A 24,145-nucleotide genomic window follows, 5' to 3' on the forward strand; every position below is an offset into this window, starting at 1 on the left:
ACCTGTTCCCATCCCGAACACAGTAGTTAAGCTCTTCAGCGCCGATGGTAGTTGGGACTTTGTCCCTGCAAGAGTAGGACGCCGCCAGGCAATAAATTGTTCTATTTTGGATCAGAAACAATTTAATATTTTTATTATCGCGGGGTGGAGCAGTCTGGTAGCTCGTTGGGCTCATAACCCAAAGGTCGTAGGTTCAAATCCTGCCCCCGCAACCAATTACTTTATCTAAAACAAGGTTTATGGTCCGGTAGTTCAGTTGGTTAGAATGCCTGCCTGTCACGCAGGAGGTCGCGGGTTCGAGTCCCGTCCGGACCGCCATTTAAAATAAAATAGCAATGATATCTACACAGGATTTCTTATATGAGAATCGTGTGTTTTTTAATTTATATAAATAATGTTTTAAAAACTAAATAAGTGCAACTAAGGCCGTCAACGAAGGGCTTGGTTAAACCTTTGTTTTCTAATAACGAAAAGTAGTTAGTAGTTGAAATATGCTGTAACTCAATTTGAAATGAAGATTGACGGCCTGTCCTGTCAATCTGAAAATATCAGAGGTATTTTTGCGAAAGTGACGATATTTCACTTAAACTTTTTCCTTTTCTCGGTCTTTTTGCTATCATTAGTGGTAGTCGTTAGTAGAAAATGGGGATTAGAATATAATGGATGAATTTGGATTTATTGATTCAATTAAACAAGAAGCATATATGCAGCCGTCCTTGATACGAGGTATTGGTGATGATGGTGCTGTATTTAGTTCAGAAGCTGGCAAATCGTTTGTAACTTGCATCGATACATTTGTTGAAGGTGTTCATTTTTCCAAAGAAACGATGCAGCCTTTTCATGTTGGCTATCGCGCCCTTGCAGCGAATATTAGTGATTTGGCAGCAATGGGAGCGGAGCCTGCCTTTTATCTTGTTTCGATTGTGATTCCCCAATCTTGGGAGATGAAAGAACTATCGGCAATATACGCTGGTATGAAGGAGCTCGCCAAGAAGTATCAGATGGATCTCATTGGTGGTGATACGGTAAGTGGAGAAAGTTTAATCCTTTCGATTACCGTAATTGGCCGTGCAGACAAGGGGAAAGCACGTTACCGTAGTGATGCTAGTGTCGGCGATGTGGTATTTGTTACGGGAACATTAGGTGATTCACAGGCTGGTTTACATATATTGACCAATCAGGGTGAATATCGAAATTCAAATTATTTTATTGACCGCCATCGCATGCCAGAGCCAAGAATTCCGTTTGCATTAGGTTTGAAGGGGCTATCTCGGATTGCTTTAAATGACATTAGTGATGGGGTTGCGAGTGAGACAAATGAAATTGCTGAGGCTTCAAATGTGACGATTGCGTTAAATGATGAAGAGATTCCGATTAGTTCGGATTTTGTACAGTTTCCTAAACAACTTCAGCACCAATGGAAATATTTTGGTGGAGAGGATTTTGAGTTATTAGGAACAGTTCGAGAGCAAGACTGGGAAGAAGTAAAACGAATTGCAGAAAAGACCAATACTAGGGTAAGTAAAATAGGGCGTGTAACTGGAGGCTATAAGGGACATGTCCTATTAAAAATAGATAATAAAGAGGAACGATTAGAGAAAAAAGGATATAATCATTTAAGTAGGTGACTTTATGAATAAACACCAGATAAAAGCAGAAACAGTTGAAGAAACAACGGCATTAGGAGAAAAATTAGCGAAGTTACTTCAAGCTGGTGATGTGGTTACGCTAGAAGGCGAATTGGGTGCAGGTAAAACGACGTTTACTAAAGGATTAGCAAAAGGTTTAGGGGTAGAACGTACGGTAAGCAGCCCAACCTTCACGATAGTCAAGGAATATTTGGGCAGGCTACCATTTTATCATATCGATGCATACCGTCTGGAAAATTCCGAAGAGGATATTGGGCTGGAAGAATATTTTCATGGAAGTGGTGTAACGGTTATTGAATGGGCGAAATTTATTGAGGAGTTTCTACCAGAGGACCGTTTAAATATTAGAATTAACTATATTGGTGAAAATCAACGTGAATTGGAACTCACTTCAACAAGCGAGCATTTTGAAATGGTAATAAATGAATTATTGAGTTAGGAGTTACGTGAATGAATTTACTTGCAATCGATACATCAAATCAAGTATTGGGCGTAGCAATACTAAAGGACGAGCAAATCATAGGAGAAGTAGTTACAAATATTGCGAAAAACCATTCTGTCAGGCTGATGCCGGCAATAAATCAACTGATGAATGAGGTTGGCCTTACTCCAGATGAATTGAACAAAATCGTCGTTGCCAAAGGACCAGGTTCCTATACTGGGGTGCGAATTGGCATGTCTACTGCAAAATCATTAGCATGGGCGCTAGATATTCCGATTGTTGGTGTATCTAGTCTAGAAGTACTTGCATATCAAGGAAGGTTTTTTGATGGGGTTATTTGTCCATTCTTTGATGCACGTCGAGGTATGGTCTTTACGGGAGTTTATGAATCGCTGGTGGATAATCTTACACCTATTTATAAAGAAAAGAACATTTCGATGGAGGAAGTATTAGCAAAACTGGTTGATGAGAAACGAAGAGTACTATTCCTAAGTCCAGATATTGCTGTATACAAAGAGACCATTATCAATGCTTTAGGTGATCTAGCCGTAATCCCTGAAGGACCTTTTCATATTGCTAGACCGGGATTCCTTGGACTTGCAGGTCTTAATAGAGCAGCAGATCCTACGCACACGCTAACACCTAATTACTTACGCTTAGCGGAAGCTGAAGCAAATTGGTTGAAGGCACAAAAGGATAATGAACAAAATGGATAAAGTATTGATACGAAAAATGGAAATTAACGATGTTGAACATGTAGTGGAAGTGGAGAAGGCTTCCTTTGCAACACCATGGACAACTGATATTTTTTATCAAGAAATTGTCGATAATAACTTCGCCCATTACTTTGTAATTGAAGTGAATGCCCGCATTGTTGGCTATGCAGGCACGTGGATTGTTATTGATGATGCACAGATAACGAATATCGCAATTATGCCGGAATATCGCGGTTATAAATTTGGAGAGATGTTATTTCAATACGTGATTCAAACATCGATGCAAATGGGTGTCAGACATTTGTCACTCGAAGTACGTGTATCCAATCGTATTGCCCAGTCCATGTACCGAAAGTTTGGACTTATTCCCGGTGGTATTCGAAAAAACTATTATACAGATAATCAAGAAGATGCTATTGTAATGTGGGTGAACTTATAATGAAAAAAGATACAATAATATTAGGAATTGAAACAAGCTGTGATGAAACAGCTGCTTCAATTGTGAAAAATGGAACAGAGATTGTTTCCAATGTGGTTGCATCGCAAATCGAGAGCCATAAACGTTTTGGTGGAGTCGTGCCAGAAATTGCGTCAAGACATCATGTTGAACAAATAACCATTGTGCTTGAAGAAGCATTACAAGAGGCAGACATGGGTTGGGATCAAATTGATGCGATCACCGTTACAGAGGGACCAGGACTTGTTGGTGCATTACTTGTCGGAGTAAATGCTGCAAAGGCATTGGCATTTGCAAAACAGAAACCGTTAGTTGGTGTTCATCATATTGCAGGCCATATTTATGCTAACCGTTTGGAAAAGGAATTTACCTTCCCACTCCTAGCTTTAATCGTTTCAGGTGGGCATACGGAACTTGTTTTAATGAAAGAGCATGGTTCCTATGAGTTAATCGGTGAAACACGCGATGATGCAGCTGGCGAAGCGTATGATAAGGTCGCAAGGATGCTTGATTTGCCATATCCAGGTGGGCCGCATATTGACCGACTAGCAGCAATAGGTGAAGAAACGATTGCTTTTCCGAGAGCATGGCTAGAAGATGGTAGCTATGATTTTAGCTTTAGTGGGTTAAAGTCTGCGGTTATTAATAAAATTCATAATGCGAAACAACGCGGAGAGACGCTTAAGCCAGAAGATATTGCTGCAAGCTTCCAAGCAAGTGTAGTTGATGTGCTTACAACAAAAACCCTTCGTGCTGCGAAGGAATTTAATGTGAAGCAAGTGATAGTTGCTGGCGGTGTAGCAGCGAATAAGGGTTTAAGAGCAGGATTGCAAGCTAAATTCTCTGAAACCGATATTCCATTATTGATACCACCACTGAAGCTTTGCACAGATAATGCTGCGATGATTGCTGCAGCAGGAACAATTGCCTATGAACAAGGAAGACGTTCTGGTTTAGACTTAAATGCTAACCCTTCCTTGTTATTGAAATAAAGGCAATTTATGTGTGAATATGTATGTGGATAAGTTAGGGTAGCATATTGTATTGATAAAAGAAGTCTGAAAAGAAATTTGGTGATACACATTGAACAAGAAGCAATCCTATTATATGCAAACAGATTTGATTATATTGTTTATCTTATTTGTTTGTGTTAGTTTACTAGCTATTTATAATGCGCAGCAATTTGGACAATACAATGAAAACTTTGTATTGAGGCAAACCATTTTCTTTACGATTGGTATATGCTTCGTTGCGGCAATACAATTTTTTGATTTAGAGCAATTATATAAGGTAAGTATTTATGCGTATATCGCCGGGCTTTTAGTACTAGCAATTCTACTAGTTACTCCCGATACATTCGCGAAACCTGTAAACGGTGCGAAGAGTTGGTTCACACTGCCAGGCTTGTCGTTACAACCAGCTGAATTTGCAAAAATAACGACAATACTCTATATGAGCAGGGTAATTGCCAAGCATCGGTCAAAATTTGAATTAAATACATTAAAAACAGACACAATATTGCTTATTAAAATCCTAGTAGTTGTAGCACTCCCTATTTTACTAATAATGCAACAGGCCGACTTTGGTACATCCATGGTGTATCTATTCATTGCCGGGATGATGATTATCTTCTCCGGGATTAGCTGGAAGATAATCTTAAGTTTGATTGGTATAGTGGGTGCAGCGGGCGGAGCGGTTCTAGGATTTATTGTAAAATTTCCGGATTTAGCGAAGGAAATTGTCGGTAAGGGTAGTGCATACCAAATCGATCGAATTATGACTTGGTTTGACCCCGCGCAACAAACGAGCAATGCAAGCTATCACTTTGATCGTGCCATTATGGGATTAGGATCTGGACAGCTCTTTGGAAAAGGTCTGAAAGGCATTGAGGTATACTATCCGGAGGCACATTCCGATTTTATCTATTCTGTTATTGGTGAGAGCTTTGGCTTTGTTGGTAGTGCGTTTGTAATCTTTTTATACTTTATGTTGTTATATAAACTCGTTACATTGGGATTAAATGTCTTTCAGCACTCGCCATTTGGTTCTTATTTCTGTTTTGGATTCCTTAGCTTAATTCTCGTTCATGTGTTTCAAAATATCGGAATGACGATTGGTATTATGCCGATTACTGGTATTCCATTGTTGTTAATTAGTTATGGTGGGAGTTCAGTCATGTCGACGATGCTTGGCTTAGGGATTATTTACCGAATTGCAGTTGAGTATACGATTCAGAATGATTATCTATTTAAATAGGAAAAATGCCAATAAGATTATTTCACTCTGTGCCGACCCCTGGAAGTTAGAATAGAAGATCTAACTTTCGGGGGTGTTTTTATGGTCAACCATAGTGAAGAATTTAAAATATAACTTGTCACCGAATATTTGTACGGTAATCTTCGCAGACGGATGGATTAACAGATTACGCGCAATTACGTATCAAAAGATTGCTTTTGATACAGTAATTATTTGAAACAAGACTTATTGACAAGTGATAGGGTTTAGTTTAAAATTATATTTAATTAATATATATTTAATTAAATATAATTTTAGTTATTATTTTTTTCGATAATACTTCTAATTAGTAATACATTAATTAAGTGTATTTCACTACAAGCCCATATTCATGTAATAAATTTAGGAGTTGATTTACTGGTAATATTTAGGAAACGCGAGCCAATATATTCAAATAGGTAAACTTAAATAAATATGGAAAACTTATATAAAAATTAGGAGGAATTTAACATGTTAAAAATAGGAATCGTTTTAGGTAGTGTGCGTCAAGGACGCAATGGAGAAGCAGTAACAAACTGGACATATGATTTTGCTTTAAAACGTAATGATGATGTAGAATACGAGATCGTGGATTTAGTTGATTACAAATTGCCTTTACTTGGTGCGGCTCTTCCAGAAACGCAACAAGCAGATGCAGAAACAACTATCAAAGCTTGGTCTGACAAAATGGCTTCGTTCGACGGATACATTTTTGTATCGCCAGAATATAACCATGCAGTAGGCGGAGCATTGAAAAACGCGCTTGATTTCTTAAATCCAGAATTAAATAATAAGGCAGCTGGTTTTGTAGGTTATGGTAGTTTGGGTGGTACTCGTGCACACGAAAATCTACGTCTTATTCTAGCAGAACTTCAAGTGGCAACAGTGCGCACAGCAGTAACATTCTCATTAATAACGGACTTTGAAAATATGAGCGTATTCAAACCTGCTGATTACCATAAAGATAATGCAAACGGAATGTTTGATCAAGTTATAGCTTGGAGTCAAGCATTAAAAACAGTAAGAGGATAATTTGGCGTAAAAAATTTGGCTTCTATGCCCAATGCATAGAAGCCTTTGATATATAATATGTGTAGTTTCTTAAAAAAGAAATTGAGGTGATTTGATGGTAACCCTTTTTGTAACACCAAGTTGTACATCCTGCAGAAAGGCGAAAGCCTGGTTTCAAGAGAACGAAATACCGTATATAGAACGAAATATATTTTCCGAGGCAATTTCGTTAGATGAAATAAAAGAAATATTACGATTAACTGAAGAGGGAACCGAAGAAATTATTTCAATGCGTTCAAAAGTATTTCAGGAACTGGATGTTGATATTAATGAGTTGCCAATGAAAGATTTGTATCCTTTGATTCAAGAAAACCCTGGACTTTTAAAAAGGCCAATTATGATTGATGAAAAACGATTGCAAGTAGGATATAACGAGGAAGAAATCAGCATGTTTCTACCTCGATCTGTTCGGACATTTCATCTATTTGAAGCTCAAAAGTCGATTAATTAAATATATATTGCTATAAGCCAAAAGTATATGATGCTCCTATGTGTTCACTACATAGGAGCATCCTAGATCAAATCAGGTTATTTAAGTGTATCTAATCTAAAAAAACAATATTAAATTAGTCCGCCTGGGTGGATAGGATATAAAGTACCATCTAAAGCAAAAGAAGCTCTTCCAGTTTCCTCGGATACTACCAATACAATGGCATCGCTCTTTTCTGATAAACCAACCGCGGCCCTATGCCTCGTTCCAAGTTTTTTTCCTTTTGAATCCTGTCGGGATAAAGGCAGAACATTTCCTGCAGAGACTATAGTATTTTCTTTTATCAACACTGCACCGTCGTGTAGAATATTACCAGGATAAAATATAGATTCTAGCAATGCATATGACACGTTCGCTAAAATAGGAGTACCTGAATGTATTAAGGGTTCTACTGGATCTTTTCGCTGTATTGCCATCAATGCACCGTGTTTTCGTTCCGAAAAATGCTGAATAGCAGTGGAAAATGCCTGATACGAATCAGTAAAGGGAGATAAATAAGCATTTAAATAATGAGAAGCAGCTGTTTTTTGGAGTTCACTAAGTACATCGTGAACGTGTTCAAATTCACTGAGAATACGACAATCATTATTATCCACTGTTTTGAGCAACTCTTCGACTTCAACTGTTACCTGACGTAAATTACTTTTTATTTGTTTTCTCATAGGCTCGGTTAGCCCAGGCTCCATAACCATGTGATCACTTCCTACATTTACTAGCTGTTACTTATTCCTTTACTATCTCCAGGTACCTTAAATCGTATACTGCAGATATGTTTTATGTTACCTTTCTGATATTAATAACTTGGTTAAAAGCCATGGTCCCTAAGAGAAACCAAGACCGACCTGCCAAGCTCCTATTCTTTGAAGTTGATATTCACGGACTAACTGCATCTTTGCAGCAATACTTCGGGTGTCTTCAAACCAGATAACATGGACACTGTCCCGTTTCATCCACATAGTAAAAATTAGGAGCCTCATCTACTGCCGAGTAATTGATCGGTCCACTGTAGTTCATTGCTAGATAAATTGCATTTTGATTGGAGATTGCAGTTGCTAAAACTTCTGGACTATACGGCAGTATCCAGTTGTAACCGTATAATGGGATACCGAGGACTATTTTGCTGCTATCCATATTTTTCAATGCAAACTCGATTGTATTTCTTACTTCACTAATTGGTGCTACTGAACCAGGTTCACTCGCCATATAGTGCCAATCATAGGCCATAATGAACATAAGATCCACTACGAATCCAATAGCTCCGTAGTCATAACCTGCATACAAAGGGATATTTATCAATCCTAATTTTACCTTTTAAATTAAGGCGCTTTTCTCAAGGGTTGTTGCTCTTTGCTTTCGGGCAGTTAGGCAAGCGGATGCTTGCCTTGTCACGCATTAGCGTGACATTTTCAGAAAGGAAAACGCGGATAGGTAAATGAATTTACCAAATTAGCGTTTTCCTTTCTGAAAAAACTGCCCAAAAGCAACAAAATTTACGAAAACAGCCTAAATTAATAACACCTAACAAATATTATGGCAACTTTTTAATTTTGATCTTGTGAATTTACCAATACTCCACTGAATAGAATGTAGGGTCCATTTTTAGTCAGCTGGCCTGGGGCCGGCATTCTTTCCAGTGTTCTCCACAGTCATGATTGGATTAACGGTAATATCTCCATTTACAATAATTTGACAAGATAATCGCAAACAATCTTCGTATAATTGATCATCAATTCCTTTATTCGCAAAGGCTGTTTTTTCTTTATTGGTTACATCAAAAAAATCACCTGCTAACACTTCTACTCTGCAAGTCGTACATTTTGCCCTTCCTCCGCAGCGGTGAAGAATATTAATACCATTTTCCTCCAATGCTAAAACTAACTTTCTTCCCGTTTCTACTTCAAAGGTTCCTCGATCAAATACTGTTACGTAAGGCATTTTATACCTCCTTATATAAAATTTATAAAATGAAACTTCCATCAGTACGGTCTTACTCTCCGTTAATTCACAATCAATTTTAGAAAGTTCTTTATTTAGTTTCGTCTTCCCTGGCACAAATAAACATAAAATGTTAAATCGTTCTGAAATGAGCTTAAAGATGAATTAAGGAATGGAATATATCTTTTTAGCCCCTGGCATAATGGATAAGCATTCCTGCATAACATTAGTTGATATAGCATTTATGTGGAAGGGGGTGCTTCAATGGTTATAAGATACAAGAATAATTGGATTAATACGAAACCAATTTCTGAAATAGCAAACACAGAATACGATGTGGTCATTGTTGGAAGTGGTCCTGGTGGTGGTGCTGTATTACAGAGACTTTGTCAGTTGTGGAAAGATCAAGGGGCAAAAAAGATCGCTATTCTTGAAAAGGGAGATAAATTATTTCATTCCCATGCACAAAATATACCTACACAAAATGTAAATACCTCACGGGATGTACTTGTTCCTGAAAACTCCACTCCTATCGGTCAGCGCCTTCCTCAATTTTCTGGAGCCACGATGGTCTATGCTCTTGGGGGAAGGTCGTTGTTTTGGAATGCAGCAACACCGCGACCGATTGAAGAAGAATTGAGAAAATGGCCGATTAATCGCAGAGAGCTAGATGTTTACTATCGAATGGCTGAGGACTTATTACATGTCACAACAGATTGGCCAAAAGGTTCTTCATTGAACGAACAGATGTTAATGAGGCTCCATGGTGCGGGGATTTTGGAAGCTCAAAATATGCCACTTGCCCTTGATTTGTCCCCTTCCAGACAAGGTGAAGTCCATTCAAATGCGTGGTATAGTTCAGTTAATTCACTGGCAAGGGGCCAGTTAGACCGTCCATATGATCTTGCTGTAAATGCTTTTGTTCATAAGGTGGATACTACTCCGAATGGAAAAAGAGCAGCTGGTGTCCAGGTAATCGATACAGAGACGAAATCAAATTATACGATTCGTGCAAAAAATGTTGTAGTATCAGCGAGTACTTTAGAAACTCCACGTATCTTATTGAATTCAGGGATTCAGGAACCAGCAATTGGACGTTATTTAACGGGGCATGTATCTATGATTGCAGTTGGAACAATCAGCCGGGAGCAGTTTTCTGACCGACTAGGAAATTTATCAATTTTAAAATTCGAAACAGAAGACGATCCTTATCAAATTCAGATTCTTGGTCCGGACCAATATTGGTCTTACTCGCAATTCGAAGATAAAGTGTTAGGAGATCAGTTGATGATTGCCTTCGCAGCCTTTGGAAGAGTGGAATCCAGACCAGAAAATCGTGTATACCTTGAATCAAGGCAAGATGAGTACGGAGTCCCATTGCAACAGGTTCAATACTCTTTAAGTGAAAAGGACCGTCAAACAGCCCAAAAAGTTGAACAAGGGATAAGAGAATCTGCAAGAGCGATGGGCGTCACTCTAGATGAATCTGGTTTAGTTCTGCGTCCACCAGGAGCAGATATGCATGAGGCGTGCACATGTAGAATGGGTAATAATCCTAATACTTCAGCGACAAATCGTAATGGCCAAATACATGGAGTTCAAGGTCTTTATGTTGCAGATAATAGCGCACTTCCAAGCTTAACCTCAGCAGGACCAGTACTTTCTAACACTGCTTTAGCAATTCGGGTAGCGGATCATATTGTTCGTCATTCAAGATAGTAATAGGAAGATAAATATTCATAGAATGATAATTAGTTGAAATCAAGGGATAACTCAAAATAATAGTCGGAAATCTAAAAATTTAATGAACGGAAAAAAGCCTAATTTCTCTGCATTATTAATGAGAAATTAGGCTTTGATATGCGACAAACTCGTCCTTTAATGGAGTAAACTATTTATTTCCTACAATCAAATTTTGAAACGAGAATATAAAAATTATTTTAATTCTCTATAAATGTTGATTTCTGTACTTTCTCGAAGTTTTCTAAGCTCTGGAACGATTTTTATAACATGTTCACTTTTATTATGTTGATTTAAAGCCTCTTCGTCCACCCACTCTTCGAGCATAGTAAGGATGGTCGGATCATTGATATCTTCATGAAGTGTATACGTTATACATCCAGCTTCTTTACCTGGGCATCATCCTCCCAAGAGGATGGTGCCTAATTTCTTCTCTTAATTCACGGTGGATAGGGGATGCAACTTGCAATTTAAGGGGGAGTCGAAAACCCCTGTTAGCAGAATCTACTACAACGAATCTATCTTGTTCCAAATTAGTAACAATTCTTTGAACCGTTGAACAGGCCAGGCTCACTTCTTTGGCAATTTGCGACGACTTATTCCTTTTCGATGATCTCTAAGGGTCCTCAGCTTATTAGCTGCACGGAGATCACTTGAACACTAGATCAATTAGTTTGATCGTGTTTATTATTGTTCAAAAGTATGAACTCCTCTCACATATATATCCATTTTATTATAGCGGAAAAATTGAATAGATTTTGTGTAATGCTGTATAACTGAGATTTACAAGTAGGACTACCTACTGTAATGTTTCGAACATCCAATCGTTAGTCATATTTATTTGTTTTCTATTCAGGCAGAAATGAGGTTCTAATGAATCTTTGTAAAAGATTGAATTGAATAGTTGACATCGAATAAATTACATGCAATAATATACTTAATTAAAGATAATTTAATTAAGTATATTTTAATTAATACTAAAATCCGTTATTAATGAGTTCTTAAAATAAAAGACAGAATAACCCACTAATTTATGTATTGCATCTTCAAATCAAGGAGGAGAGCGAATTGTCTGAATTTGAAAGGGTTGTTAAAGAAAGACGATCAGCAAGTAATTTTTTGCCGAATAACATGATTAGCCGAAAAGAGCTAAATGAAATCTTTGAAATGGTAAAACTAGGACCAACTGCTTTTAATCTGCAGCATGCAAATTATTTTGTAGTGACGAATCCAGAAGTAAAAGAAAAATTAAGACAGGCTGCAAATGGCCAATACAAAGTACATTCATCTTCAGCTGTCATTATCGTTACAGGTGATAAGCATGCCTATAAAGACGCAGCAAAAATTTATGAGGGACTATTGATGTTAGGGATTATAAATAAACAGGAATATGATTATCAGGTGGAAGATGTCACATCATTATATCTCAATCGAGGCGAAAGCTTTCAGCATGATGAGGCAATTCGAAATGGTTCTCTTTCGGCAATGATGTTTATGCTGGCAGCAAAGAACAAAGGCTGGGATACTTGTCCGATGATAGGGTATGATTCGGATGAAGTTAAAAGGATATTAGGAATAACTGAACAATATGAGCCAGTAATGATGATAACTATCGGCAAGGAAAAAGTAGAGAGCAGAAGGCCAAGAGGATATCGTAAACCGGTTGAGGAGTTTATAACGTTTATCTAAAACTAAAAAGATGATATAAAGGAGAGAATTTAAATGAAGAAAACAGCAGGTATTCACCATATTACAGCAATTGTTGGTCACCCACAGGAAAATGTAGACTTTTATGCAGGGGTCTTAGGGTTACGCTTAGTTAAAAAAACAATTAATTTCGACGATCCAGGTACGTATCATCTATACTTCGGTAATGACGGGGGAAAACCAGGTACCATTATTACCTTCTTCCCATGGGCTGGGGCATACCAAGGGAAAATGGGCGGTGGTCAAGTAGGAGTCACCACCTATATTATTCCGGTTGGTTCTATGGACTTCTGGGAAAAGAGATTAGAAGGATTTAACATTCAGTTTAATAAATCAGAACGATTTGGTGAATCCTATTTAGAATTTGCAGATGTTCACGGCTTACAACTAGAGCTTGTGGAAAGAGAAGAAGGCGAACAAAACAATTGGACAAATGGTGATGTTACACCAGAAGTTGCGATTAAAGGCTTTGGTGGGGCAATACTATTATCCACTAACCCAGAGAAGACACAGGAAACACTTGAAACAGTAATGGGTCTAGAGAAATTAGCAGAAGAAAAGGATTTAATCCGCTTCAAATCCTATGGTGATATTGGAAATGTTATCGATGTAAAACGAGCTCCAATTGGACGTGGAGAAATGGGAGTAGGAACAGTTCATCATATTGCATGGCGTGCAGAAGACGACGAAGATCAATTAGATTGGCAAAACTATGTAAGTGAAAATGGCTATGGAGTCACAGCAGTTCAAGATAGAAACTATTTCAATGCTATTTATTTCAGAGAGCATGGCGAAATATTATTTGAAATCGCAACTGATCCACCAGGGTTTGCTCATGATGAATCCTATGAAACAATGGGTCAAGCATTAAAACTGCCATTACAATATGAACAATATCGGGAGCAATTGAATAAAACATTGATTCCAATAGAAGTAAGAAATTTGGATAAATAAGGAGGGGGTTCATGCTTTCTTCTGACCCAACAAACAATACAGAACGTGAAAATTATAAATTGCTTATCGGGAGTATTGTTCCTAGAACAATTGCATTTGTAACAAGTGTTGCTGAAGATGGAACGATAAATGGTGCACCATTTAGTTATTTCAATATAGTTACATCAAATCCACCGATGGTTTCCGTTTCTGTCCAGCGTAAAAATGGAGAATTAAAAGATACAGCACGAAACATTATGAGAAAAAAAGAATTTGTTGTTCACATCGTGGATGAACAAAATGTTGAAAAAATAAATATTACAGCGGCTTCCTTACCACCACACATAAGTGAAATTCAAAAGCCAACTTAACACTTGTTGAAAGTGAAAAAGTTTCGGTTCCAGGTATAAAAGAAGCGAAAGTTCGATTCGAATGCACATTGGAACATTCCATCCAATTAGGTCAAGATAATTCCGTTGGAGCGGACCTCCTAATTGGAAAGGTTATTCGACTCCACATAGATGAAGAGGTATATGATAGTGGAAGAATAAATCACGACACTCTTGGCGCAGTGAGTCGATTAGCTGGCTCTAATTATGCGGAAATTGGTGACGTATTTTCCATTGAGAGACCAAAATAGATTGGAGGCTTAATGATGCCAAAAACATCAGGAATTCATCATATAACAGCGATTGTGAATGATCCACAGGTAAATTTCGATTTCTATGCAAAGCTGATGGGCTTACGACTTGTGAAAAAAACAGTTAATTTTGACCGACCTGAAGTGTATCACTTATATTTTGGAAATGAAGCAGGGAATCCAGGTACCGTCATTACCTTTTTTCCATGGCAAAAACTACCTAAAGGGCGTATAGGAACTGGTCAAGTCGGGACGACCAGTTATGTGATACCAAAAGGGGCAAGCAGTTTTTGGATTGATCGATTAAATCAATATTCGATTCCTTATACGATTGCTACTCGTTTTGAAGAAGAGTATGTTCAGTTTCAAGATCCAGATGGATTGCAAATTGAGTTAGTAGAAAGAGAAGAAGAACAAAACAGTAAATGGGAAACAGATGAAATCAAAGCAGAGCATGCAATTACAGGATTTGCTGGAGCTATTTTGTATTCTGCACAGCCAAATCTTACGGTAGAAGTATTGGAAAGTATCTTTGGCATGGAATTCATTCGAGAAGAAAGTGGTTACTTACGCTACAAAACCAGTGGTTCTCTTGGAAATATGATTGATATAAAAATCACTCCTTCTGCTCGCGGTCTTGCTGGTGCAGGAACAATTCATCATATCGCATGGAGAGCGAAGGATGATGAAGAACATGAAAAGTGGAGAAAGTTATTGGAAGAAAAGGGCTATAAACCTACTGAAATAAAAGAACGAAATTATTTTAAAGCTATTTATTTTTATGAACCAGGAGGAATTCTTTTTGAAATAGCAACAGACTTACCAGGATTTGCAGTAGATGAAAAACCTGAAGAACTGGGAGAAAAGCTAATGCTCCCACCTTGGCTGGAATCAAAAAGGAAAGAGTTTGAAGAGACTTTGCCTCAAATTAAAGTTCATTAGGGGGAAAGAGGGGAGATATCATGAGTAACACGAATCAAATGGTAGAGGTAACCGTTAAAATACCTTATAACGGAAATATCTATCAAACAAATGTTTTAGTAGACAAAGGGGAAACGAAGAAAAGAATAATCTATTTAGCCAAAAGTCAAGTCAGACAACAATGGTTAAAAAAAGAAAGTTTAAATTAACATTGGAGGAATAAAAAATGGATCAATTAAAAGGAGTACACCACGTTACCGCAATAACAAGCAGTGCAGAAAAGATTTATGAATTTTATACGTATACATTAGGCTTACGCTTAGCAAAGAAAACCGTTAACCAGGATGACATTCAAACCTACCACTTATATTTTACAGATGATGTAGGTAGCCCAGGCACAGATATGACATTCTTTGATTTTCCTGGAATTCCAAAAGGGGTACATGGAACAGATGAAATCTCAAAAACCTCTTTCCGTGTTCCTGATGATGCTGCGTTAGACTACTGGGTAAAACGGTTTAATCGTTTAAACGTAAAACATACAGGAATCAAAGCGCGATTTGGGAAGAGGGTACTTAACTTTGTCGACTTTGATGATCAACAATACCAATTAATTTCTGATGAGAATAATAAAGGTGTTGCTGCTGGTACTCCATGGCAAAAGGGACCAATTCCTTTAGAGTATGCTATCACAGGATTAGGACCAGTCTTCGTGCGTGTTTCGAACTTTGATTATTTTAAAGCTGTATTGGAAGAGGTTTTCTTATTTAAAGAAGTAGATAAAGAGGATTCTTATCATTTGTTTCAAATGGGCGAAGGAGGAAATGGAGCTCAAGTTATTGTTGAATATAATTCCGTACTTCCTCGTGCTCGCCAAGGATATGGAACGGTGCACCATGCAGCATTCCGTGTGGAAAATCGCGCAGTTCTAGATGAGTGGATGGAGAGATATCAATCATTCCGTGTACCAAATTCGGGTTATGTTGAGCGTTATTACTTCGGTTCATTATACGCAAATATTGCTCCAGGAGTTTTATTTGAATTGGCAACGGACGGTCCTGGATTTATGGGCGATGAGCCATATGAAACACTAGGCGAAAAATTATCATTACCGCCATTCTTTGAGGAAAAAAGAGAAGAAATTGAAAAATTGGTAAGACCTATAGATACAGTCAGAAGTATGAAGGAATTTAAAAAAGAGTACGAAGACTAATCACTTTATATTTTATTAGGAGGGATGACGTTGAAACATATTTTTCAAAAAGGAAATGATTCAGCAAAATCGACGTTATTATTACATGGAACTGGGGGAACAGAACAGGATCTCCTATGAGTGCCATGTAGATGGAGAAACAAGACAAAAGCAAATACAAAGATATGATTTGTTATTATTAGTAGTATTAGTATTTTTCAAAATATATAAGTCTTAAACTTGAAAATATAATTTTTTCAGGGATTCCTGAAGACGAAGTTACGGTTACTATTGAAAGTATTGGGAAGTTGTCTAATGAACTAGTTAAAACAACTAATTGGTTGCTTTGGGAAAATAACAAACCGTATTTAAATTAGAATTTATCAATGTCCTAAATGAAGAAAGCCTAGGGAACGGCACCGTTCCCTAGGCTTTTAATATTATTTTAAATACCTTACTGCTTTTCCTCTGTTTCTTCGTTCAAATGATTCTCTTCTATATTACCATCGATTGTTAGGATTACTTTCTCGATTCGGTTCTCTGCGACTTCGGTTACTTCGAAGACGAGATTTTTATACGTGATTACTGGGCGTTCTTCTTTTGTTGGAATATAGCCGATCTCGCCGATTAGGAAACCACTTACCGTATCGAAGTCCTCCGTAGGAAAATCCATGTTGATCATGTCCTGAAGTTCAAAGAGATGGGCAATACCTTCAACAGAGTATTGGTTCGGAGCAATCTGAATGATTTCCTTTTCTTCGGGACCATCGCTTTCACTGAAGATCTCGCCAACAATTTCCTCGATGACATCCTCTATCGTAACTAATCCTTCTGTACCACCATATTCATCGAGTACAATTGCGATATGTGCGTTATTCTTTTGCATATCGGCGAACAGCACATCAATCGTTTGTGATTCAAGAACAAAATATGGTTTGCGGATTAAGTTTTTCAAGCTGAAGTTTCCTTCTTGTTTACTATTGATAAACGGAAGTAAGTCTTTGACATGAAGAACACCAATAATATTATCGATATCCCCTTCATAAATCGGGAATCTTGTATATTTAAATTCGTTTACCATCTCAACGGTTTCTTTTAATGACGCATCAATCGATAAAACAGACATATCGGTTCGATGTGTGATAATATCGGAAACATCTTTATCATTGAATTCAAAGATATTATTGATCATTAGCTTCTCTGCAATGTTAATGGTACCTCTTTCACCACCAACATCAACAAGCATTCTGATTTCTTCTTCCGTTGCTTCCTCACTATGTGCGTTCGGATCAATTCCGAACATACGAACAACCGTATTCGTTGAAAAGGTTAGAAGCTTAACTAAAGGTAAGAAGAGCTTGAACAGAAATGTCAGCGGTTTTGCGACAAAGTTTGCTATTTTCTCTGTTTTTTGGATCGCAATTTGTTTCGGAATAAGCTCCCCGAAAACGAGTGTGAAGTAAGATAGAACTAACGTAATCACAACTACGGAAATCGTATTGAGTACGTTGACTTCTAATGGAACACCAATATTCGCTAAACCTGTTGCTAGTGGTCCAGCAAAGAAATCTGCTGCGAACGCACTTGATAAAAATCCTGCCAATGTAATCCCTATTTGAATTGTGCTAAGGAAGCGGCTTGGTTCGGAAATAAGATTGTAAATCATGATTGCCTTCTTATCGCCATCTTCCGCCATTTTTTGCACTTTTGTATCATTCATTCCAACTAATGCCATTTCTGATGCTGCAAAGAAAGCATTAATTAGAATAAGCACAATAAGTGTTATGATTGCTATCGCCAATTATTATAACCCTCCATAAATTTCCAATCGCCTTGATTGGAAACGTTATACAATTTAGTACATGTCACTATAGCATACCGATTGTTTTACACTTGCCTAACCTCCAAAAAATAAAAGCCTTACGTTTATTATACGGCAAAATACGTCTCACATCTTAAATTATACGGAATTCCTTCTTACGATACAATTTTAATACTCTTGAAGAACCGTCCATTCTTCCATTAGCCGTTCAATCTCCAAATTCATAGCGCCTAATTGCTGGTTTAATTCAAGTGACTTTTCATGGTCCTGATAAACTTCTGGTTCCGCCATTTTCTCTTCAATTTTCGTAACTTCTGATTCAAGCTGTTCGATTCTCTCTTCAATCTCGGTGATGTGGCGTTGTTTCTTCCGCTTTTCACTTTGCAACTGTTTCTCTTCTTTAAAACTATGCTTTTTCTTTTCTTCTTTAACAATAGCTTTCTCACTTTGCTGTAAACGATGCAGTTCGGCTTCTTCTTCTTTCTTCTCTAAATAATAATCATAATCTCCTAAATAGATCGTGATCCCATCACGCTGCATTTCTGCAACTTGGTCGGTAATTTTATTAATGAAATAACGGTCATGGGATACGAAGATAATCGTACCAGGAAACTCATTCAATGCTGCCTCTAACACTTCTTTACTGTCAATGTCCAAATGGTTTGTCGGTTCGTCCAGTATAAGCAGGTTTGCCTTTTGCATCATCAATTTGGCAAGTGCTAGTCTTGCCTTTTCTCCACCACTTAATGTTTGGACAGGTTTTAAGACATCATCACCAGTAAATAAGAAGTTCCCTAAAACGGTTCGGATGTCCTTCTCATTTATCGTTGGATAGTCATCCCATAGCTCTTGCAGGATTGTTTTCGATGACGATAAATCCGCTTGCTCCTGATCGTAATAACCAATTTGTACGTTTGTTCCTAAATGAATGGTCCCGTTCGTTGGTATTAATCTGCCCATGATTGCTTTTAATAATGTTGTTTTTCCGACACCATTTGGACCAACAAGGGCAATACGTTCTCCTCGATTGACATGAAGCTTCACATTTTGAAATAATGTATCACTCTCATCATCGTAACGAACAGCCAGATTCTCTATCTTGAGCACATCATTTCCACTGCGACGATTGATTTGAAACGCAAAGGATGCGGAAGATTCATCGCCTAATGGTCGATCAAGCTTGTCCATTTTTTCCAATTGTTTTCTTCTACTTTGCGCACGCTTTGTTGTTGAAGCGCGAACAATATTTCGCTGGACAAAGTCTTCCAACTTCTTAATTTCAGATTGCTGTTGCTCGAATTCCTTTAATTCTTGTTCGTAGTCCAGTGCTTTTTGCTCTAAAAACTTGCTGTATGTGCCATGATACTTCCTTGTTTTATGTCGGGAAATTTCGTAAACAATCGAAATAGTTTTATCTAAAAAGTAGCGGTCATGTGAAACAATCACAACTGCCCCAGGATAGTTAACTAAGTAATTTTCTAGCCATGAAAGTGTATCAATGTCCAAATGGTTGGTAGGTTCATCGAGAATAAGCAGCTGCGGCTTTTGTAATAATAATTTCCCTAATGCAAGCCGTGTCTTCTGCCCACCGCTAAGTTCGACAATTGGTGTGCTATAGTCATAATTCTGGAAATTTAATCCAGTAAGGACAGACTTAATATCGGACTCGTATTGATAACCGCCATTCGTTTGAAATGCATGCTGTAGATTATCATAGCTCTGCAATAGCTTATTATATTCGGCCTCCGGTAAATTAGTCGCTTCCTCCATTTGTTTCTCAAGCTTACGTAGCTCCTGCTCTTGCAACTCCAGATCCTTAAACACTTCCAGCATTTCATCCCAGATGGAATTCCCCGATTCAAGCTCCATATGCTGCGATAAATAGCCTAAGGTGAGGTCTTTTGGTTTGAATATATCGCCATCATCATAAGAAAGCTCTCCAGCCATAATCTTTAATAACGTTGATTTCCCTGCACCGTTTCTACCAACAATGGCGATACGGTCATTATCTTTTACTTCTATTTTTATATTTGCCAAAATCTCTTCCACACCGAAGGATTTTGATAGCTCATTAATTTGCATTAGTATCAAAACGTCCACCCCATCAAATTCTATTTCTTTTAATACTGTAATTATACAATAGGAAAGTATAAAAAATTTTCTATTTCAACTCCAATGGCAAGAAAGGCCACGTCCAGATCCAGTGCTTAAGCGTTAACGAGACTTCCCTCACCTCCGTAATCTAAGTCAACATCGATTCGCTTACGCTCATCGTGTTTCCTTTATCTCAGCGATCTGGAGGAAGTTCGACTAAGTTCGCCACTTCCTGTGGCAACGTCGAACCACCCCACTTCCTGCGGGGCGCAGTCCGTACACAGCTCAAACGGGAGCTTCCGCTTTTGTTCATTATACACGAAATTCATTTGTGAAATTTATCACGACTATTTACTTGATATCTGGTAAACTATAGGTAATATATAATTAACTTGATCATTGTAGTGAAAAGAGGATAAATATGGAACAAAACAAGATTCCACAGGCAACAGCTAAGCGACTGCCATTATATTATCGTTTTTTAAATAATTTAAATCAACAAGGGAAGAATCGTGTTTCTTCGAAGGAACTAAGTGAAGCAGTGAAAGTGGATTCAGCAACGATTCGCAGAGACTTCTCCTACTTTGGTGCATTAGGAAAAAAAGGATATGGTTATAATGTTGAGTACTTACTTGGATTTTTCCGCAGTACGTTAGACCAAAATGAAACAACAGAGGTCGCGTTGATCGGTGTCGGTAACTTAGGGACAGCGTTTTTAAATTATAGCTTCTTAAAAAATAATAATATTAGAATTACCAAAGGATTTGATGCAAATCCGGAGAAGGCTGGGACAAATATTGGTGGGGTTCCAATTTATCATATCGATGAATTGCATGAGAAATTAGAGGGAATTAGAGTTGCAATCCTGACTGTACCTGCAACCGAAGCGGAAACAATTACTGAAGTACTTGTTAAAGAGGGGATTGAGGGTATCCTTAATTTCACACCAGCTAGAATCTCCGTACCAGAACGTATTCGGGTGCATCATATCGATTTAGCTGTAGAATTGCAATCGCTCGTTTATTTCCTGAAGCATTACCCATTAGGAGAGTAAAAAGAAGTAACACGTTAACATTCGTGTTACTTCTTTTTACTTTTACAGACCAATAAGAATTAATTGCAGCTGGTCCAACTGTTGTTGAATTTGTTCGGGTGTTAATGAATATTGCGCGATGATCGTAAGTGTATTCATTGACATATGTACGATAATCGGTGTGATGATCCGCTTTGTTCTTACATATAAAAACGCGAATACAAATCCCATTGATGCATATATTAGGATGTGCTCAGGTTCTTGGTGAATGAAGCCGAAGATGAGCGCTGACAATATTGCAGCAAAGAAGAAATTCATCTTCTTATAGAAGCTTCCAAAGATAATCTTCCGGAAAATAATTTCCTCCAAGATAGGTCCGACAAGCGCTGGAACAATAACAAATATAGGGATTGCGCGAGATAGGTCCATGATTTGTGCGGTGTTTTCCGAACCTGGAGTAATATCAAATATAAAGGTTTCTAATATTACTGCAAATGCTTGGGCAAAGTAGGCCATGAATACGCCGAGTATGGACCAAGTAATAACTTTACTAGCGGAAGACGCATCTCGTGCGGCTCGCATTTGCATATCAGGTTTCATAAAGGAAAGGACAATAATCAAACCTAGAATGAAACTAAATACTGTCCAGTAAATCGAGGCTTCAATATCTGAGACTGGCAGGATTGCATAGAACAATGGTGCCCCGATATATGCGGAATATTGCATGATTATGTATGCTAAAATAACGTACCAATATCGTTTTGGCAAATAGAACGACTCCTTTTATTTCTTTGTAATGTAGTCTATGTATTTTTTCGTATATTTAGTAATACATAACAAATATTTTAACATGTAGAAGGAGAGCTGTCTTTCTTTAGCGGGTAAGAAAGCAGCGAGAAATAAAATACGATACATTGCTTGCATTTTTTTTATGAATTCATTATGATAATAATAGGAGTTAGCACTCGATACCCTCGAGTGCTAATAATTAAAATTTAGAAAGATATCAAGGAGGCTTTTTTACATGATTAAACCGCTAGGAGATCGAGTTATTATCGAGCTTGTGGAACAAGAAGAAAAAACGGCAAGTGGTATTGTACTTCCAGATTCTGCACAAGAGAAACCACAAGAAGGTCGTGTTGTTGCAGTAGGTTCTGGTCGAGTTTTAGATAATGGAGAAAAAGTAGCACTTGAAGTTTCTGAAGGAGACCGCATCATTTACTCTAAATTTGCTGGTACTGAAGTGAAATACGAAGGTAACGAATACTTAATTCTTCGCGAAAATGACATCTTGGCTGTCATACAATAAAACGCTTTTTTAAACATACTTAAGATAAGAATTTAAGGAGGAATACTTATTATGGCAAAAGAAATTAAGTTTAACGAAGATGCACGCCGCGCAATGCTTAACGGTGTGGATACATTAGCAAACGCAGTAAAAGTAACTTTAGGGCCAAAAGGTCGTAACGTTGTTTTAGATAAAAAATTCGGTTCTCCACTAATTACAAATGATGGAGTTACGATTGCAAAAGAAATCGAACTTGAAGACCCATTCGAAAATATGGGTGCACAGCTTGTATCTGAAGTTGCATCAAAAACAAATGATGTTGCTGGTGACGGTACAACAACTGCAACGGTTCTTGCACAAGCAATGATCCGTGAAGGTTTGAAAAACGTAACATCTGGTGCAAACCCTGTAGGCATTCGCCGTGGGATTGAAAAAGCAGTTGCAGCTGCAATTGAAGAGTTGCATGCAATTTCACAACCAGTTGAAAACAAAGAATCAATCGCACAAGTTGCTGCAATCTCAGCATCTGATGAAGAAGTTGGACAACTAATTGCAGAAGCTATGGAACGAGTTGGTAGTGATGGTGTCATTACAATTGAAGAGTCTAAAGGCTTCAACACAGAATTAGATGTAGTAGAAGGTATGGAATTCGATCGTGGCTATGCTTCACCATACATGGTTACAGACCAAGATAAGATGGAAGCAGTTCTTGAAAATCCATATATCTTAATTACAGATAAGAAAATCGCAAATATCCAAGAAATTTTACCAGTGTTAGAACAAGTTGTTCAACAAGGTAAATCACTTCTATTAATTGCTGAAGATGTTGAAGGAGAAGCACTTGCAACATTAGTTGTAAACAAACTACGTGGAACATTCAACGCTGTAGCTGTTAAAGCACCAGGATTCGGTGATCGTCGTAAAGCAATGCTTGAAGATATCGCAATCCTTACTGGTGGAGAAGTTATCACTGAAGAACTAGGATTAGATCTTAAAGCAACAACAATCGAACAATTAGGTAGCGCATCTAAAGTTGTTGTAACAAAAGAAGCTACTACAATTGTTGAAGGTGTTGGCAATCCAGAAGCAATCGCTAGCCGTGTTTCACAAATCCGTGCACAAGCTGAAGAAACTACTTCTGAATTCGATAAAGAAAAATTACAAGAACGTCTTGCTAAATTAGCTGGCGGTGTAGCAGTAATCAAAGTTGGTGCTGCAACTGAAACAGAACTTAAAGAACGTAAATTACGCATTGAAGATGCGCTTAACTCAACACGTGCTGCAGTAGAAGAAGGTATTGTAGCTGGTGGTGGTACAGCACTTCTAAACGTTTATCAAAAAGTTAGTGAACTTAATCTAACAGGCGACGAAGCAACAGGCGTAAGCATCGTTCTACGTGCAATCGAAGAACCAGTTCGTCAAATCGCTGAAAATGCTGGATTAGAAGGTTCTATCGTTGTAGAACGTCTAAAACACGAAAAAGTTGGCATCGGCTTTAACGCTGAGCTTAACGAATATGTAAACATGGTGGAAGCTGGAATCGTTGACCCTGCTAAAGTAACGCGTTCTGCACTTCAAAACGCAGCATCTGTAGCAGCAATGTTCCTAACTACTGAAGCAGTAGTAGCTGACAAACCAGAAGAAAACGCTGGTGGCGGAATGCCTGATATGGGCGGAATGGGTGGAATGGGCGGCATGATGTAATAAGCGCCTACAAACGTTGATATAACAGCGTTTATAA

22 protein-coding genes, 2 tRNA genes, 1 rRNA gene and 4 pseudogenes are annotated in these 24,145 nt (G+C 37.9%); 22 read left to right on the forward strand and 7 right to left on the reverse strand.

The features are described from left to right. The 11 genes from rrf to spxA form a co-directional block, all read left to right on the forward strand. Positions 1–90: ribosomal RNA gene (rrf, locus tag CWR48_RS04745) — 5S ribosomal RNA — on the forward strand; the annotation flags it as partial. Positions 91–138: 48 nt separating this feature from the next. Next, a tRNA-Met gene (locus tag CWR48_RS04750) sits at positions 139–215 on the forward strand. A gap of 26 nt (positions 216–241) precedes the next feature. Continuing rightward, positions 242–318 (forward strand) — tRNA-Asp (locus tag CWR48_RS04755). 341 nt (positions 319–659) lie between these two features. Next, the gene (gene thiL, locus CWR48_RS04760) at positions 660–1,628 is read left to right on the forward strand and encodes a thiamine-phosphate kinase (protein WP_115771900.1); all 969 of its coding nucleotides are present in this window, start codon (positions 660–662) and stop codon (positions 1,626–1,628) included. Positions 1,629–1,632: 4 nt separating this feature from the next. Continuing rightward, complete coding sequence (gene tsaE, locus CWR48_RS04765) at positions 1,633–2,088, forward strand: tRNA (adenosine(37)-N6)-threonylcarbamoyltransferase complex ATPase subunit type 1 TsaE (protein ID WP_115771901.1); 456 nt, start codon at positions 1,633–1,635, stop codon at positions 2,086–2,088. A gap of 11 nt (positions 2,089–2,099) precedes the next feature. Next, the gene (gene tsaB / locus CWR48_RS04770) at positions 2,100–2,807 is read left to right on the forward strand and encodes a tRNA (adenosine(37)-N6)-threonylcarbamoyltransferase complex dimerization subunit type 1 TsaB (protein WP_115771902.1); all 708 of its coding nucleotides are present in this window, start codon (positions 2,100–2,102) and stop codon (positions 2,805–2,807) included. After that, on the forward strand, positions 2,800–3,246 hold the full coding sequence (gene rimI, locus CWR48_RS04775; RefSeq protein ID WP_115771903.1) for a ribosomal protein S18-alanine N-acetyltransferase: 447 nt from the start codon (positions 2,800–2,802) through the stop codon (positions 3,244–3,246). Before tsaB ends, rimI begins: the two co-directional genes overlap by 8 nt. Next, the gene (tsaD, locus tag CWR48_RS04780; protein WP_115771904.1) at positions 3,246–4,256 is read left to right on the forward strand and encodes a tRNA (adenosine(37)-N6)-threonylcarbamoyltransferase complex transferase subunit TsaD; all 1,011 of its coding nucleotides are present in this window, start codon (positions 3,246–3,248) and stop codon (positions 4,254–4,256) included. The genes rimI and tsaD overlap by 1 nt, the downstream gene beginning before the upstream one ends. Positions 4,257–4,347: 91 nt before the next feature. Continuing rightward, positions 4,348–5,520 carry an FtsW/RodA/SpoVE family cell cycle protein gene (locus CWR48_RS04785; protein ID WP_115771905.1) on the forward strand — a complete coding sequence of 391 codons (1,173 nt, stop codon included), beginning with the start codon at positions 4,348–4,350 and terminating at the stop codon, positions 5,518–5,520. 489 nt (positions 5,521–6,009) lie between these two features. Next, complete coding sequence (locus tag CWR48_RS04790; RefSeq protein WP_115771906.1) at positions 6,010–6,570, forward strand: NADPH-dependent FMN reductase; 561 nt, start codon at positions 6,010–6,012, stop codon at positions 6,568–6,570. A gap of 94 nt (positions 6,571–6,664) precedes the next feature. After that, positions 6,665–7,060 carry a transcriptional regulator SpxA gene (gene spxA / locus CWR48_RS04795; RefSeq protein ID WP_115771907.1) on the forward strand — a complete coding sequence of 132 codons (396 nt, stop codon included), beginning with the start codon at positions 6,665–6,667 and terminating at the stop codon, positions 7,058–7,060. 110 nt (positions 7,061–7,170) lie between these two features. On the opposite strand, the gene cdaS is transcribed toward spxA, so the two are convergent. From cdaS to CWR48_RS04810, 3 genes and pseudogenes are all read right to left on the reverse strand, one after another. Further along, on the reverse strand, positions 7,171–7,791 hold the full coding sequence (cdaS, locus tag CWR48_RS04800) for a sporulation-specific diadenylate cyclase CdaS (protein WP_211316713.1): 621 nt from the start codon (positions 7,789–7,791) through the stop codon (positions 7,171–7,173). Positions 7,792–7,920: 129 nt separating this feature from the next. After that, positions 7,921–8,389: pseudogene (locus tag CWR48_RS04805) on the reverse strand (glycosyl hydrolase family 18 protein); the annotation flags it as partial. A 309-nt stretch (positions 8,390–8,698) separates the two neighbouring features. Beyond that, positions 8,699–9,034 (reverse strand): 2Fe-2S iron-sulfur cluster-binding protein, encoded by a 336-nt coding sequence (locus tag CWR48_RS04810; protein WP_115771908.1) that lies wholly within the window; start codon positions 9,032–9,034, stop codon positions 8,699–8,701. A 264-nt stretch (positions 9,035–9,298) separates the two neighbouring features. Between CWR48_RS04810 and CWR48_RS04815 the strand changes: the two genes are divergently transcribed. Continuing rightward, positions 9,299–10,753, forward strand: coding sequence for a GMC oxidoreductase (locus CWR48_RS04815; RefSeq protein WP_115771909.1), 1,455 nt, complete (start codon positions 9,299–9,301; stop codon positions 10,751–10,753). Positions 10,754–10,969: 216 nt separating this feature from the next. Here the strand turns inward: CWR48_RS04815 and CWR48_RS04820 are convergent. After that, positions 10,970–11,152: pseudogene (locus CWR48_RS04820) on the reverse strand (putative quinol monooxygenase); the annotation flags it as partial. A gap of 690 nt (positions 11,153–11,842) precedes the next feature. On the opposite strand from CWR48_RS04820, the gene CWR48_RS04825 reads away from it, so the two are divergent. From CWR48_RS04825 to CWR48_RS04855, 7 genes and pseudogenes are all read left to right on the forward strand, one after another. Then, the gene (locus CWR48_RS04825) at positions 11,843–12,463 is read left to right on the forward strand and encodes a nitroreductase family protein (protein WP_115771911.1); all 621 of its coding nucleotides are present in this window, start codon (positions 11,843–11,845) and stop codon (positions 12,461–12,463) included. Positions 12,464–12,496: 33 nt separating this feature from the next. After that, positions 12,497–13,435: a ring-cleaving dioxygenase gene (locus CWR48_RS04830; protein ID WP_115771912.1), complete on the forward strand. Its 939-nt coding sequence runs from the start codon at positions 12,497–12,499 to the stop codon at positions 13,433–13,435. A gap of 11 nt (positions 13,436–13,446) precedes the next feature. Further along, positions 13,447–14,054: pseudogene (locus CWR48_RS04835) on the forward strand (flavin reductase family protein). Between the two features lie 12 nt (positions 14,055–14,066). Continuing rightward, the gene (locus CWR48_RS04840) at positions 14,067–14,996 is read left to right on the forward strand and encodes a ring-cleaving dioxygenase (RefSeq protein ID WP_115771913.1); all 930 of its coding nucleotides are present in this window, start codon (positions 14,067–14,069) and stop codon (positions 14,994–14,996) included. Between the two features lie 20 nt (positions 14,997–15,016). Beyond that, on the forward strand, positions 15,017–15,184 hold the full coding sequence (locus CWR48_RS04845) for a BA3454 family stress response protein (RefSeq protein WP_245976726.1): 168 nt from the start codon (positions 15,017–15,019) through the stop codon (positions 15,182–15,184). 17 nt (positions 15,185–15,201) lie between these two features. Continuing rightward, the gene (locus CWR48_RS04850; RefSeq protein WP_115771914.1) at positions 15,202–16,188 is read left to right on the forward strand and encodes a ring-cleaving dioxygenase; all 987 of its coding nucleotides are present in this window, start codon (positions 15,202–15,204) and stop codon (positions 16,186–16,188) included. 30 nt (positions 16,189–16,218) lie between these two features. Beyond that, positions 16,219–16,305, forward strand: a pseudogene (locus CWR48_RS04855) (carboxylesterase); the annotation flags it as partial. A gap of 316 nt (positions 16,306–16,621) precedes the next feature. Here the strand turns inward: CWR48_RS04855 and CWR48_RS04860 are convergent. Continuing rightward, complete coding sequence (locus CWR48_RS04860; RefSeq protein WP_115771915.1) at positions 16,622–17,968, reverse strand: hemolysin family protein; 1,347 nt, start codon at positions 17,966–17,968, stop codon at positions 16,622–16,624. Between the two features lie 189 nt (positions 17,969–18,157). Beyond that, positions 18,158–20,080, reverse strand: a complete 1,923-nt coding sequence (locus CWR48_RS04865) for an ABC-F family ATP-binding cassette domain-containing protein (RefSeq protein ID WP_115771916.1) — start codon at positions 20,078–20,080, stop codon at positions 18,158–18,160. Between the two features lie 424 nt (positions 20,081–20,504). On the opposite strand from CWR48_RS04865, the gene CWR48_RS04870 reads away from it, so the two are divergent. Beyond that, entirely contained in the window at positions 20,505–21,137 is a 633-nt protein-coding gene (locus CWR48_RS04870) for a redox-sensing transcriptional repressor Rex (protein WP_211316714.1), read from the forward strand. Between the two features lie 42 nt (positions 21,138–21,179). On the opposite strand, the gene CWR48_RS04875 is transcribed toward CWR48_RS04870, so the two are convergent. Further along, entirely contained in the window at positions 21,180–21,884 is a 705-nt protein-coding gene (locus tag CWR48_RS04875) for a CPBP family intramembrane glutamic endopeptidase (RefSeq protein ID WP_115771919.1), read from the reverse strand. 256 nt (positions 21,885–22,140) lie between these two features. Between CWR48_RS04875 and groES the strand changes: the two genes are divergently transcribed. Then, the gene (groES, locus tag CWR48_RS04880; RefSeq protein ID WP_115771922.1) at positions 22,141–22,425 is read left to right on the forward strand and encodes a co-chaperone GroES; all 285 of its coding nucleotides are present in this window, start codon (positions 22,141–22,143) and stop codon (positions 22,423–22,425) included. 51 nt (positions 22,426–22,476) lie between these two features. Beyond that, positions 22,477–24,108: a chaperonin GroEL gene (groL, locus tag CWR48_RS04885; RefSeq protein ID WP_115771924.1), complete on the forward strand. Its 1,632-nt coding sequence runs from the start codon at positions 22,477–22,479 to the stop codon at positions 24,106–24,108. The last annotated feature ends 37 nt before the right edge of the window (positions 24,109–24,145 follow it).

This window comes from Oceanobacillus arenosus, from assembly GCF_003369575.1.
GTDB lineage: Bacteria > Bacillota > Bacilli > Bacillales > Amphibacillaceae > Oceanobacillus > Oceanobacillus arenosus.